Genomic DNA, 13,467 nt, shown 5'->3' with positions numbered 1-13,467 from the left:
AGCTACGCTCTGAGCCTCACCGGCCAAAAGCGCCGGCAAGACTCAGAGCTAGGCTACTCGTCGATCTAAGCCCGCCGCCCTTCGTAGCCTGGTTGTTTAAAATATCCCTTCATTATCCTTATCGGTAATCGGGGCGTTGAAGTTGTGATCGTAGTAATCGGCGGTCATGACTTTGTATTTGCCGTTGACGAACTTGGCAATAAGATTGCCAGGAACGGCGGTTTGGGCTTCGGCTTTGGGAATGTGGATTTCGACGCTGGGCATGGGGGTCAATGCGACGTAGCGGGCATCCGCGCCGAAGAAGGCCTCGATGTCGGCGCGGGTGGTGTCTTCGCGCATCAACATGAAATAGGTCATTTTGGCGGTAGAAAAGGCGGTGAATTCGCCTCGAGGGAATTGACTTGCAGCTGCCATGATGGTCGCCTCTTCTTTTCAGAGTTTTTGGTATTCCTAGTGTAGCATATTCTGCGGCCGCCCTCGTGCATGGTACTATTGAGTGTAAAGGAAGGTGGCAAAATGGCCTCTTTATTCGAAAACGAAGCTGCGCAATTTCAGCCGTTGGCCAGCCGCATGCGGCCGCAGACCTTGGCGGAATTTGTCGGCCAGCAGCATTTGATCGGGCCGGATCGGGTGCTGACGAAGCTGATAGAAAATGACGAAGTGCCGTCGCTGATTTTCTGGGGCCCGCCTGGTGTGGGTAAGACGACGCTGGCCCAGATTATTGCCCGGCAAACTAAGGCGGAATTTGTCACGTTTTCCGCGGTGACTTCTGGAATTAGTGAAATCAAAAAGGTGATGGCCGAAGCGGAGCAAAATCGCGCCTTAGGCCAGAAAACCATTGTCTTCGTCGACGAAATTCACCGGTTCAACAAGGCGCAGCAGGATGCTTTTTTGCCGTATGTGGAGCGCGGCAGTATCACCCTGATCGGTGCCACCACGGAAAATCCGTCCTTTGAAGTCAACGCCGCGCTGCTGTCGCGCACCCGGGTGTTTGTGATGAAGCCCTTGACGACAGCGGATTTGACCGCGTTGCTGAACCGTGCGTTGACCGATCCGCGAGGCTACGGCTTGCAGCATGTGCAAATCGCGGATGAGCTGATCGGTCAAATTGCCGAGTTCGCTAACGGGGATGCTCGGATTGCCTTGAACACCATGGAAATGGCGGTGACCAATGCCATGGGCGGCGCGGACGAGTCGATCGTGGTGGATCAAAGTGCCGTCAGTCAGCTGCTGACCAAAAAGGCCCTGCTTTACGACAAGAACGGCGAGGAACATTATAACCTGATTTCCGCGCTGCACAAGTCGATGCGCAACTCCGATGTCGATGCGGCGGTGTACTGGCTGGCGCGGATGCTGGAAGCCGGCGAAGACCCGCTGTACATTGCCCGGCGGCTGGTGCGGTTTGCCTCGGAAGATATCGGCATGGCCGACAGTCGGGCACTGGAGATCACCACCAGCGTGTTTCAGGCTTGCCAGTTCATCGGCATGCCTGAATGCTCGGTGCATTTGACCCATGCAGTGGTGTATCTGAGCTTAGCGCCGAAGTCGAATGCCTTGTACACCGCGTATGAAGCTGCGAAAAAAGATGCCACCGAGACCCTGGCCGAGCCGGTGCCACTCCAGATTCGCAATGGTGTAACCGGGCTGATGAAGGATTTGGGTTATGGTAAAGATTACCAATATGCTCATGAAAACCCGGATAAGTTGACCACGATGCAGACAATGCCGGATAATTTAATTAACCAGCATTACTACCATCCTACTGACCAAGGCAGCGAAGCTAAGGTCAAAGCCCGGCTGGAGCAGATTAAGGCTTGGCACCACCAGCACGACGCCCAAGATCAAGATAAATAGTGTACAATGATAACGTGCGCAATTCAAGGAGTGAGGACGATGGCAAAAGTATTAGCGGTCAACGCAGGCAGTTCGACATTGAAATGGAAGCTCTTTGACATGCCTTCGGAGCGGCAATTAGCCGATGGCTTGATCGATCGGCTTGGTCAGGCCGAATCCACGGTGAAGATCAAATACGGGAGCCACGTCTACCGCTCGGGTCATTCGATTCGTAATTTTCACGAAGCGGTCGCTGATGTGATGACCCAGATTAAGGCGCTGGGCCTCGTTGAACACTTGCACGAAATCACCGGCGTCGGTCACCGGGTGGTCGCCGGCGGAGAACGCTTCAATCAATCGGTGGTCATCGATGATGAAGTGCTGCGCAGCATTCGGGACCTCGGTGACTATGCGCCGCTACATAATCCGGTCGAAGCCGAATACATCGCGGTGTTTCGGCGCTTGATGCCTTGGGCCACCCAGGTAGCGGTGTTTGATACCGCCTTTCACCAAACCATGCCCGCGGAAAACTACCTCTACAGTATTCCGTACGCTTATTATCAGCGCTTCGGTGCGCGCAAGTACGGGGCCCATGGGACGTCGGTGCGCTATGTGTCTGCCCGCGCCGCTGAGTTCCTGAACCAGCCACTGAATCAGCTCAAAATGATTGTGATGCATCTGGGCTCAGGCTCCAGTGTCACCGCGGTGGAACACGGCCGGTCAGTGGACACCTCGATGGGCTTCACACCGCTAGCAGGCGTCACCATGGGCACCCGCAGCGGCGACATCGATCCGTCCTTGGTGGCGTACCTGATGGGGAAGCTGCACGAACCGGACATCAATAAGATGATTACCTTGCTCAATAAAGAATCCGGCTTACTCGGGATTTCCGAGCTGTCGCCAGATCAGCGGGACCTAGAAGCCGTTGAAGACACCGACCCGCAAGCCAAGCTGGCGCTGGATATCTACGCCAACCGGGTGGCGAAGTATGTCGGTAGCTACACGGCGCTGATGAACGGCGTCGACGTCCTGGTCTTCACTGGCGGCGTGGGCGAAAACGGTGGCGACATGCGCGCCCGCATTTTGCGCCACCTCGGCTACTTAGGCGCCACGGTGGATGCGGTCAAAAACAAAGCGCGCGGCAAGGAAATTGATTTGTCGACGGCTGAGGCGTCGGTGAAAACTTTGGTCATTCCAACCAATGAAGAACTGATGATTGTGCGCGATGTGTTCGAACGGTTGCCAAAAGCATAAGAAAAAGCCTGATTTCCCGTGGGAAGTCAGGCTTTTAGTTACGGTTAAGCGAGGTCGTCGCCATTGGTGGCGATGACTTTTTGATACCAGTGGTAAGAGTCCTTCGGCGTGCGCTTCAGGGAGCCATTGCCCCAGTCGTCGCGGTCGACGTAAACCAAACCATAGCGTTTCTTCATTTCGCCGGTGCCGTTGGAAACCAGGTCGATGGCACTCCAGAGGGCGTAGCCAATCATCTCGACGCCGTCTTCGTTGATGGCGTCCTTCATGGACTGCACAGCGTAGCGCAGGTAGTTGATGCGGTAGTCATCATGAATCTGCCCATCCGCGGCGACTTCATCCGCCCAGCCCAGACCGTTTTCGACGACGAACAGCGGCTTGTGATACCGATGCCACAAGGTGTTCAGCGCTAGCCGCAGCACAATCGGGTCGGTCGCCCAGCCCCAGGCGTTGGTTTCCAGGTATGGGTTCTTAACGGTGCCGCCGCCAAGGTTGCCTTGGGCGTTTTCATCCCGCGTCGGGTCAGCAGTAATGACCGATGAGGTGTAGCAGGAGAAGCCCAGGAAGTCAGCTGGGTAAGTGCGCAGTAAGGCTGCATCTTCTGGCGTGATGTCCAAATGGATGCCGGCTTTTTCATATTGAATCAGGCGGGCTTTCGGGTACGCGCCGCCAGCCTGCACGTCGGCGTAAAATAGGCCATGTTCCATGTTCTGCATCACCGCGAGCTGATCAGCCGGGTTGCAGGTTTCGGCGTAGACCGGCTGGTAGGCCAGCATCATGCCGACCTGGATGTCAGAATTCAATTCATGGGCGGCGCGAACCGCTTTGGCGGAAGCCAAGAACTGGTTATGGGCACCTTGCGCGCGATTTTGCGGGGTCGGGTCGGTTAAGCCACCGCCTAAGTATGGCGCTTCATCCATGGCGTTGATTTCATTGAAGGTAGTGTAGTAATGCACCTTGCCGGCGTAGCGCTTGAAGACCACCGCCGCGTAATGCGCGAATAAGTCCACCAGCCGCCGGTCCTGCCAGCCGCCGTATTTTTGCACTAAGGCTAGCGGGGTGTCATAATGCTGCAACGTGATGCAAGGCTCGATGTGGTTTTGCACACACAAGTCGATCACTTTCTCGTAGAAGGCGAGGCCCGCTTCGTTCGGTGTGGTTTCTTCGCCAGTCGGGAAAATGCGGCTCCAGGCAATCGAGAAGCGGAAGGTGGTAAAGCCCGCCTTGGCCATCAATTCGATATCTTCTTGATAATGATGGTAAAAATCGGTGCCGCCGTGGCTTGGGTAGTAAGCGTCTGGCACCATGGCCGGCGTGGCATCAGCCGGCACCTTGAAGTCGGCGCCCCACACCATCGGCGATTGGCCGTTGGTGCCATCAGCGCGGGTCCATGTCACCTGGCGCGGCGTCGTGGCGGAGCCATTGGTCATCACATCAACTGCGGTGAGGCCTTTGCCGTCTTCGTCAAAGCCGCCTTCATACTGGTTGGCAGCAGTCGCGCCGCCCCATAAAAATCCTTTAGGAAAACTCATTGTGACCTCCTAATTAAATTGTTCCTACAAATTTCTCAACCGCTTTCATTGTATCAAAAACTGGCGCTAACTGTCAGGGGGAATCGGCAGTTCTTTGCCAGATGAGGCAGAATGTTCGGCTCGTGGATTGGCCCGCGGTAAAATTAAACTTGTAGGAGTGACCGAGTTCACGGCTTTTTAAGTGATTTTAAGCGAAAATAAGTATTCTTTCCGTTTTCTGTGGTATACTGAGGCCACAAGTTAAGAAAGTGAGGGACTAGCATGACGGCAACCGTTGATTACTCGTCCAAGGCATATTTTGATAAAATGACGCGTTATTGGAACGCGGTGAACTATATTTCTGTGGGGCAGCTTTACTTGCGGGATAACCCGCTGTTGAAGCGGCCGCTTGAATCCAGCGACGTGAAGTTCAACCCGCTCGGCCACTGGGGCACTATCGCCGGGCAAAACTTCATCTACACCCATTTGAATCGGCTGATCAACAAGTATGATCTGAACATGTTCTACATCGAAGGCCCAGGTCACGGCGGTCAAGTCATGATTTCCAACGCGTACCTCGATGGCACCTACAGCGAAACCTACCCTGAAATGCCAGAAAATGAAACTGGCATGAAGCTGTTGTTCAAGCGCTTCAGCTTTCCAGGTGGGGCGGCTTCCCATGCGAATGCCCAGATTCCTGGTTCGATCCACGAAGGCGGCGAACTCGGTTATTCCTTAAGCCACGCCACTGGTGCGATTTTGGATAATCCTGATGTCATCGCCGCAACGGTCATTGGGGATGGCGAAAGCGAAACTGGCCCGCTGGCTGCAAGTTGGTTCTCTAACACCTTCATCAACCCGATTACCGATGGGGCCGTGCTGCCCATCGTGCACATGAACGGCTTCAAGATTTCCAACCCCACCATTCTGTCACGCAAGTCAGATGATGATTTGCGCAAATACTACGAAGGCATGGGCTGGGACCCATACTTCGTTGAAGGTGACGATCCAGAAAAGCTGAACCCAGAAATGGCGAAGACTTTGGATACCATCATCGAAAAGATCAAGGCCATCCAAAAGCACGCTCGGGAAACTGGCGATGCCACCATGCCAAACTGGCCAGTGCTGATTGTGCGCACACCAAAAGGCTGGACGGGCCCGAAGGCATGGGCTGGCAACAAGATTGAAGGCTCCTTCCGCGCCCACCAGATTCCAATTCCAGTAAAGCGCGACGATATGAGTCACGCCGACGAACTGGTGGCTTGGCTGAAGTCGTACCACCCAGAAGATGTCTTTGATGACAACGGCGTGTTGAAGCCAGAACTCAAGGCCCTGACGCCAACTGGCGACAAGCGCATGGCGGCTAACCCCATCACCAACATGGGCTACCACACCAAGCCATTGGTACTGCCTGATTACCATCAGTATGCCCTTGATAACAGCGAACGCGGCAAGAACGTCAAGCAGGATATGATCATCTGGTCCGATTACCTGCGCGATTTGATCAAACTTAACCCAGATAATTTCCGTGTCTTTGGCCCGGACGAAACCATGTCCAACCGCCTGTATGGCTTGTTTGATGCAACGAACCGCCAGTGGTTAGAACGCATTTCGACCAATGGCTCGGACGAAGACATGAGCAACTCTGGCCGCATCATTGACTCCCAGCTGTCTGAACACCAGGCTGAAGGGTTCTTGGAAGGCTACACCTTGACTGGCCGCCACGGGGTCTTCACCTCGTATGAAGCCTTCCTGCGGGTGGTAGATTCCATGCTGACCCAGCACTTCAAGTGGTTGCGGGAAGCACATGAGCAGCCTTGGCACCGCCCATATCCATCTTTGAACGTGGTGTCCACGTCAACGTCCTTCCAGCAAGACCACAACGGCTACACCCACATGGATCCAGGTGTGCTGACGCATTTGGCGGAAAAGAAAGGCGAATACATTCGCGAGTATCTGCCCGCCGATGCCAACTCCTTGCTGGCCATTTCGCCGAGTCTCTTCACCAGTGAAAATACCATCAACCTGCTGATCACCTCCAAGCAGCCGCGGCCGCAATTCTACTCCATTGAGGAAGCAGAAGTTCTGGCCAAAAACGGCTTGAAGCGCATTGATTGGGCTTCCACCGATGACGACGCCGAACCTGATGTGGTGATTGCTGCCGCTGGGACCGAGCCTAACTTGGAAAGCTTAGCCGCGATTAACCTGCTGCATGACAACTTCCCAGATCTCAAGATTCGCTTTATCAATGTCTTGGATCTGCTGAAGCTCAAGAAGAACGATCCGCGCGGGTTGTCTGATGAGGCATTCGATGAATACTTCACCACCGACAAGCCAGTCTTCTTCGCCTTCCATGGCTTTGAAGATTTGATCCGCGATATCTTCTTTGACCGGCACAACCGCAACTTGCATGTGCACGGTTTCCGCGAAGAAGGCGCGATTACCACGCCATTTGATATGCGGGTGCTGAATGAGCTCGACCGCTTCCACCTGGCCAAGGATATTGTGGAACATGTCCCAGGCTACGCTGAAAAGAGTGGCGCCTTCGTGCAGAAGATGGACGACACTTTGGCCCATCACTACAGCTATATTCGCGATACCGGCGAGGACCTGCCAGAAGTACTGGATTGGGTTTGGAAGCCAGTTAAATAAGCAACACCGAAGCAGCGGCTGGCCGCTGCTTTTTTGGTGGCCTCAAAAGGTGTGTGACCGGCGCCTTCCGCAGCCTAGTCGCGCTGCGCGGGGCATCGCCCGTGCGCATAGCTACGCGATGGGCTAAGTGCGCCCTGCTCCGCAGCCTCTAGTCGCGCTGCGCAAGGCCAACGCCCGAGCAGGTAGCCTAAGTCTGGGCCTCGAAGCCAGAAACGGGCTTCAATGCCCAGACTTAGGCTACCTGTCGAGCTAAGAGCGGCCTTGCTCCGCAGCCTGTAAAGTTTGCCAGCGATAGCGCTAACTTGTTATGGTTGAAGTAGGCCCATGTGGCAGTTAGCCGCACCACAAGAAGGAGGAATTGTTATGGCAACTGAAACCGTTCAAACCTTGCAGGATTTCTTGACCGCAGCGCAGACTGGCCCTTTTGTGACGTTATATCTTCCCTTAGAGGCAGGACAAAGCGTTGAAAAAACCAAGTTGATCATCCGGCATTTGCTCGATCACACTCAAGATGTGATGACGCAAACGGCCCCAGAAGCGGATTTTTCGATTTATGAACGCGCTCTGAATGCGCATCTGGGCGCTCAGCCGTTGGTGGATGTGACCGGCCAAGGGGTGGGCTTAATCACCGATGGGCACAGCGTCTATCAGCGGGCGCTGGAATATCCGGTGAGCCAACTGGCGATGGTGACAGCGCGTCCGCAGATTTTGCCAATGATTTTGGATGATGAACGCCATTTGGATTTCGATTTGTTGATGCTGCAACGCGATCGCATTGAGCTATATCTGAATTTAGGCGATCAGCTGACCAAAACCGCCTTGCCAGAGGATGCGCCGCTTACGCTGCTAGGCACGTTAGGCGAAGAACGCCGCGGTGGTTCGGTGAACACCGTGGCCCAAGGTTCCGGTCAGGTCTCCTACCATGGCCACAGCGACCGCGCCAGCGAAGAAGAGGTGGATCAGCGCCGCTACTATCAAGCAGTGGATACCTATATCGCTGATCACTATTCCAAGCCGAATGCTCGGCGCCTGGTGTTGTTTGGACTGCCGCAGAACCTGGCGTTGTTCCGGGAAGTGAGTCGCAACAGTTACCTGAGCGGGTCGATGCAAGTGGAACTGAATCCAGGCAACCTGTCCTTTGCGGCCATTGATTTGGCGCTGGATGACCTACGCATGGCCTATAGCCAGCGGCAAGCGCAGAAACTCTTGGCCCAGCTGGATAACGCCCGCGGCGCTGGTAAGTATCTCGATGCCCTAGGCAGCATTGTGGCAGCGGTGCAGCAACGGGCCCTGGCTACCTTGGTGATTCGCCAAGGGGCTAGAATTCGCGGCCGCTTAGTTGATAATCAGATTGAAACCGAAAGCCCTCAGGCCCAGCACAATAACCTGCTGAATGATTTGGCCGCCATGACCGTCGCGCAAGGCGGGGCCGTGAAGGTGCTGCCATCCAGCACGTTAAGCGAAGAAGTGGTCGGCATTAGTCGCTACGCCGCCCAGTAAAGCAGAATCAAAGATGCCGCCGACCCTCAAATGGGGCCGGCGGCATCTTTTTTGCAGATTAAATTAAAGTGAAGAGCAGTGCTCCAATTGCGCCGCCAACCAGCGGCCCCACTACCGGAATCCAGGCGTAGCCCCAATCGGAGTCGCCTTTACCGGCAATCGGCAGTACCGCATGCGCCAGCCGCGGGCCGAGGTCTCGCGCCGGGTTGATGGCATAACCGGTGGTGCCACCAAGTGAAAAGCCAATCGCGGTGATCAAAGCACCAACGCCAATCGGGTTGAGGCCATCCGTCCACTTGCCTTTGGTGAAGGCCAGCAGCATGAAGACGAGCACCAAGGTCCCTAACGCTTCAGAAAAGAAGTTCGCTAGTGGCCGACGAATCGCCGGCCCTGTGGCAAAAGTGCCTAAGATAGCGACTTCGTCTTTGGTTTCTGCCCAGTGCGGGTAGTATTGCAGCCAAACCAAGGCGGCCCCAAGGAACGCGCCTAGCATTTGAGCGACGATGAAAGGCACCACCCCGGACCACGGGAAGACACCAATCACGGCAAAGGCTACGGTGACGGCGGGGTTGAGGTGCGCTGGGCCAAGGTAGCCGGCGGAGTAGACGCCAAGCGTCACCGCCAGGCCCCACCCAAGGGCAATGGCAATCCAGCCAGCATCTTTGGCTTTGGAGCGGGCGAGGGAAACGCCGGCGACGACCCCGTCACCGAGTAAAACGAGTACGAGCGTCCCGATGAATTCACCGAGCGCTTGGGTCATGATAGGGGTAGTCATGCTTGCTCCTCCTTTAATCCTTGCAGTTGCGTTTCGGCAATGGTGGCATCGAGCTGCTGGGTGAGGGCGGCTTTGGTCGCTTCATCCCAGTGCAGCAGCCGGGCCATTTCGTTGATCACGGGATCATGCAGCGCCGCCAAGTCGGTGGCGTGGAACAACATCGCGTTGGTGCGCCGCAGCAGATAATCCACTGGGGTCAAGGTCAGCTCTTCATTGACCGAATAGCGCAGCGAAATGGTTTCCTTCAGTGATAACCCTGGTGCTGTGCCGGCATCGGCATAAGACACAACCCGGCTGGTGTTGCTGCCAAAGCGGTTCGCCAGATCGGTCGCGTCGGCTTCTGGCAAGCCGGCGTCTTGAGCAATGCGGGTGTAGAAGTTCAGCGTTTCCGTCACGTTGGTCGGGTCAAAATGACCACCGGACACTTGCAGCTTCTTGCTATCCACAGCCGTGAACTGACGCCCGTCAGCGGCGAGCAACTTGATGATCAGCGCAATCGCGCCGGCGGCCATTTTGCGGTAGTCGGTAATCTTGCCGCCAGCCAGCGTCAGCATGCCGTCGCTTTCGGTATCCAGAGCGGATCCACGGGAAACTTGCGAAGGCTTGAGCGTGCCTTCTGCATGCGCGGTTTTGAGCTTGCTGATGGCCGTTTCGACATCGCTGCGGGTGCTGTCACCGGCTTCATAGGCGTTAACCGTTTTGATCAATTGATCGAAGCTAGCCGCCGAGACCTTCCCGGTGCCAGCCCCGCCGCCGTTGTAGTCGGAGCTCCCATTAGCCGCAATCAGTGGCCGCAGCCCGACCCAACTGGCTTCGATATCGTTGAGGGTGACATGGGCGTCAGGATAGCGATTATTCAGCGCCGCGAGTAAATAGTCCACGTCGGCTTGGGTGACCGTCGGGTGCTTGTAATCGCCGGTGAAGTCGGTATCGGTGGTGCCGAAGTAGGTTTTGCCTTCCCGTGGCACCACGAAAATCATACGGCCGTCATGCACGCCAGAATCGAAATAAGTTGGTTGCGGCACGGACAGCTTGCTGCTGTCGATCACCAGGTGCACGCCTTTGGTTGGGCGCAGCATCGGATTGGCTTTGAGCTGTTCATCGCGAGCGCGCAGTTTGTCGACCCATGGCCCAGTGGTGTTGATGATCAACTTGGCGTGAATTTCAAATTCGTCGCCGCTTAGTACATCTTTGGCCAGCACGCCCACTGCCCGGCCTTGAGCATCGTGTAACACCTTCACCGCTTCGACGCGGCTGGCCATCAAACCGCCGAGTTCGTCGGCTTCCTTGATGTTTTCAATCACCAGCCGCGCGTCGTTGTTCACAAAGTCCAGATAAACACCGCCGCCGAGCAAATGATCGGCTTTGAGCCCAGGTTCACGTTGCAGGACTTCGCTCTTGTCGATGGTGTAGTTGGCATACTGGGTGCCTTCCACGCCCGCGAGGCGGTCGTATAGATCCATCGCGATTTTAACGGCGAACATGTCATAGGTGGCTTCTGGTTCATCATAAATCGGCATCAGCATTGGGAACGGCCGCGGAATGTGCGGCGCGATGCCTTGCACGACGGCGCGCTCCTTAACGGTGTCACTGACCACGCCGACGTCAAAGGTCTTCAGGTAGCGAATGCCGCCGTGCACCAGCTTCGTGGAGCGCGATGATGTCCCTTCTGCGAAGTCTTGCATTTCAATCAGGCCAGTTTTGATGCCGCTGGCCGCGGCTTGAATGGCGACCCCGGCGCCGGTGATGCCGCCGCCGATGATTAACAGATCAAGCGGGGTGCTTTGCAGTTGGGCAATGGTTTGCTTTCGAGTCGTTGCGGAAAAAGTCATAACAGATTCCTCCTAGTAAAAATGAATAGGTAAAATGGCGTACAAAAAACTAGGCCCCAGAGCAAACGATTTTTGAAAAGGTGAAATGATGTCCCTGGGGTAGGGATGATGCGAATAATAAAAGGTGAAATGGTTGGGCTAAAAGCGGCCTTACTCCGCTCATAGTCGCGCTACGTAAGGCCAACGCCGGAGTGATCAGCTACGCTAGCTGGCTCGCCACCAAAAAGCGGTGGCAAACCATCTAGCTAGGCTACTCATCCGGCTAAAAGCGGCCTTACTCCGCAGCATGTAATTGCGCTGCGTAAGCCCAACGCCGGAGTGATCAGCTACGCTAGCTGGCCCGCCACCGAAAAGCGGTGGCAAACCATCTAGCTAGGCTGCTCATCCGGCTAAAAGCGGCCTTACTTCGCAGCTTGGTCTGGTTTAAAGGTCATGGTGGCTTTAATCGCTTGCTGCCAGCCTTGATACAGGTGGCTGCGGCGGTCGTCGGTCATTTCAGGATCGAAGCGTTTGCCGATGCTGATGAGGTGTTTCAGCTCATCGGTGTCCTGCCAGAAGCCCACGGCGAGGCCGGCGAGGAAGGCGGCACCCATAGCAGTGGTTTCCAGGTTAGCGGCGCGTTCAACTGGCGTGCCAAGAATGTCAGCTTGGAACTGCATCAAATAATCATTGCGAGCAGCGCCGCCGTCCACGCGCAGGGCCGGGATTTTAATCTTGGTGTCTTTGTACATGGTTTCCACCACATCGCGGCTTTGGTAAGCCAGCGATTGCAAGGTGGCCTTAATGAAATCGTTGCGGGTGGTACCGCGGGTTAACCCGAAGACGGCACCACGGGCGTCGGAGTCCCAGTAAGGCGCACCCAAACCAGTAAAGGCCGGGACCACATACACTTCATCTTGACTGGTGGATTGCAGGGCGGCTTGCTCGGAATCAGGCGCCGATTGCACTAGTTCCATGGCGTCGCGGAGCCACTGAATGGCACTGCCGGCGACGAAGACGGAACCTTCTAGGGCGTAATTGACCTTGCTGTTGATCCCATAGCCAATGGTGGTCAGCAGGTTATTGGCCGACATGGTTGGCGTTTCGCCGGTGTTCATCACAATAAATGAACCGGTGCCGTATGTGTTTTTGACCATACCAGGTTCCAGCGCCAGCTGGCCGAACAAGGCACTTTGCTGATCCCCGGCCATGCCGGCAATCGGCACGCCGCTGCCGTAGAAGTGATACGACGCGGTTTGCCCATAGACTTCAGAGTTGCTGTGGACTTCCGGCAGCATCGCGGCAGGGATGTTCAAAAGCTTCAAGATTTCCTCGTCCCACTGCAAGGTGTGGATATTGAACAACATGGTCCGGCTAGCATTGGTGTAGTCGGTGACGTGAATGGCCCCGCCGGATAGTTTCCAGCTGATCCAGGTGTCGATGGTGCCAAAGAGCAATTCGCCGCGTTCAGCGCGTTCCTGGGCCCCAGGTACCTGATCGAGAATCCAGCGAATCTTGGTGGCCGAGAAATAAGCGTCGATCAAGAGCCCAGTGTGGTCGTGAATCAAATCACTGTAGCCGTCTGCCCGCAGTTTATCGGCGATAGGGCTGGTTTGCCGTGATTGCCAGACCACGGCATTATAAATCGGTAGCCCAGTTTGCTTGTCCCACACCACCGTGGTTTCACGCTGGTTGGTGATGCCCACGCCGGCGATTTGCCGTGGCTGGATGCCGCTGTTGATAAAAGCCGTGGCGATGGTTGACAGCACCGCGTTCCAGATTTCGTTGGCGTTGTGTTCAACCCACCCTGGTTTAGGGAAATACTGAGGAAATTCGCGCTGAGCATCAGCGACGATTTGCCCGCTGTGGTCGATGATCAAGGCCCGAGTACTGGTCGTGCCTTCGTCGATGGCGAGAATATATTGTTGATCAGCCATGTTTTTGCCTCCTCGAAAGTTGTTTGATTACGGTTATGATGATAGCGGTTACATAAGCGGTCGTAAATGGTAAAATCAAAAATCTAATTAAATAATTGTAGACGATTACATTTTATACAATCGAAACCGCGATTTTCCGCGGCCAATCCGGCTTGAGTTAAAATTAAATATTGGTGAGAATGATGAGAGCCGACTCA

9 protein-coding genes are annotated in these 13,467 nt (G+C 55.4%); 4 read left to right on the top strand and 5 right to left on the bottom strand.

Annotation, left to right across the window (positions count from 1 at the left end):
* Window positions 1-96 precede the first annotated feature (96 nt).
* Window positions 97-414: a hypothetical protein gene (locus AAA927_RS07920; RefSeq protein ID WP_125582807.1), complete on the bottom strand. Its 318-nt coding sequence runs from the start codon at window positions 412-414 to the stop codon at window positions 97-99.
* Window positions 415-516: 102 nt separating this feature from the next.
* On the opposite strand from AAA927_RS07920, the gene AAA927_RS07915 reads away from it, so the two are divergent.
* Together AAA927_RS07915 and AAA927_RS07910 are read left to right on the top strand one after the other, a co-directional pair.
* The gene (locus tag AAA927_RS07915) at window positions 517-1,854 is read left to right on the top strand and encodes a replication-associated recombination protein A (protein ID WP_338217275.1); all 1,338 of its coding nucleotides are present in this window, start codon (window positions 517-519) and stop codon (window positions 1,852-1,854) included.
* 39 nt (window positions 1,855-1,893) lie between these two features.
* Window positions 1,894-3,087 (top strand): acetate/propionate family kinase, encoded by a 1,194-nt coding sequence (locus tag AAA927_RS07910; protein WP_338217272.1) that lies wholly within the window; start codon window positions 1,894-1,896, stop codon window positions 3,085-3,087.
* A 44-nt stretch (window positions 3,088-3,131) separates the two neighbouring features.
* Here the strand turns inward: AAA927_RS07910 and AAA927_RS07905 are convergent, their stop codons facing one another.
* The gene (locus tag AAA927_RS07905; RefSeq protein ID WP_338217270.1) at window positions 3,132-4,616 is read right to left on the bottom strand and encodes a glycoside hydrolase family 1 protein; all 1,485 of its coding nucleotides are present in this window, start codon (window positions 4,614-4,616) and stop codon (window positions 3,132-3,134) included.
* Between the two features lie 261 nt (window positions 4,617-4,877).
* Here AAA927_RS07905 and AAA927_RS07900 point away from each other — a divergent pair, with 261 nt between their 5' ends.
* Together AAA927_RS07900 and AAA927_RS07895 are read left to right on the top strand one after the other, a co-directional pair.
* Complete coding sequence (locus AAA927_RS07900) at window positions 4,878-7,247, top strand: phosphoketolase family protein (protein ID WP_338217268.1); 2,370 nt, start codon at window positions 4,878-4,880, stop codon at window positions 7,245-7,247.
* Window positions 7,248-7,610: 363 nt separating this feature from the next.
* Window positions 7,611-8,747, top strand: a complete 1,137-nt coding sequence (locus tag AAA927_RS07895) for a baeRF6 domain-containing protein (protein WP_338217266.1) — start codon at window positions 7,611-7,613, stop codon at window positions 8,745-8,747.
* Window positions 8,748-8,805: 58 nt separating this feature from the next.
* Here AAA927_RS07895 and AAA927_RS07890 read toward each other — a convergent pair whose 3' ends face one another.
* From AAA927_RS07890 to glpK, 3 genes are all read right to left on the bottom strand, one after another.
* Window positions 8,806-9,510, bottom strand: coding sequence for an MIP/aquaporin family protein (locus AAA927_RS07890; RefSeq protein ID WP_338217334.1), 705 nt, complete (start codon window positions 9,508-9,510; stop codon window positions 8,806-8,808).
* 8 nt (window positions 9,511-9,518) lie between these two features.
* The gene (glpO, locus tag AAA927_RS07885; protein ID WP_338217264.1) at window positions 9,519-11,354 is read right to left on the bottom strand and encodes a type 1 glycerol-3-phosphate oxidase; all 1,836 of its coding nucleotides are present in this window, start codon (window positions 11,352-11,354) and stop codon (window positions 9,519-9,521) included.
* 401 nt (window positions 11,355-11,755) lie between these two features.
* Complete coding sequence (gene glpK / locus AAA927_RS07880; protein WP_338217262.1) at window positions 11,756-13,270, bottom strand: glycerol kinase GlpK; 1,515 nt, start codon at window positions 13,268-13,270, stop codon at window positions 11,756-11,758.
* Window positions 13,271-13,467: the final 197 nt, after the last annotated feature.

It is taken from the genome of Lacticaseibacillus salsurivasis (assembly GCF_036246225.1).
GTDB lineage: Bacteria > Bacillota > Bacilli > Lactobacillales > Lactobacillaceae > Lacticaseibacillus > Lacticaseibacillus salsurivasis.
Note: the sequence above shows the minus strand (reverse complement) of the source record. Positions and strands in the feature narration are given on the sequence as shown.

Coding starts and splice junctions, on each gene's coding strand:
- AAA927_RS07920 (WP_125582807.1), bottom strand. CDS start 414: ATGGCAGCTGCAAGTCAATTCCCTCGAGGCGAATTCACCGCCTTTTCT.
- AAA927_RS07915 (WP_338217275.1), top strand. CDS start 517: ATGGCCTCTTTATTCGAAAACGAAGCTGCGCAATTTCAGCCGTTGGCC.
- AAA927_RS07910 (WP_338217272.1), top strand. CDS start 1,894: ATGGCAAAAGTATTAGCGGTCAACGCAGGCAGTTCGACATTGAAATGG.
- AAA927_RS07905 (WP_338217270.1), bottom strand. CDS start 4,616: ATGAGTTTTCCTAAAGGATTTTTATGGGGCGGCGCGACTGCTGCCAAC.
- AAA927_RS07900 (WP_338217268.1), top strand. CDS start 4,878: ATGACGGCAACCGTTGATTACTCGTCCAAGGCATATTTTGATAAAATG.
- AAA927_RS07895 (WP_338217266.1), top strand. CDS start 7,611: ATGGCAACTGAAACCGTTCAAACCTTGCAGGATTTCTTGACCGCAGCG.
- glpO (WP_338217264.1), bottom strand. CDS start 11,354: ATGACTTTTTCCGCAACGACTCGAAAGCAAACCATTGCCCAACTGCAA.
- glpK (WP_338217262.1), bottom strand. CDS start 13,270: ATGGCTGATCAACAATATATTCTCGCCATCGACGAAGGCACGACCAGT.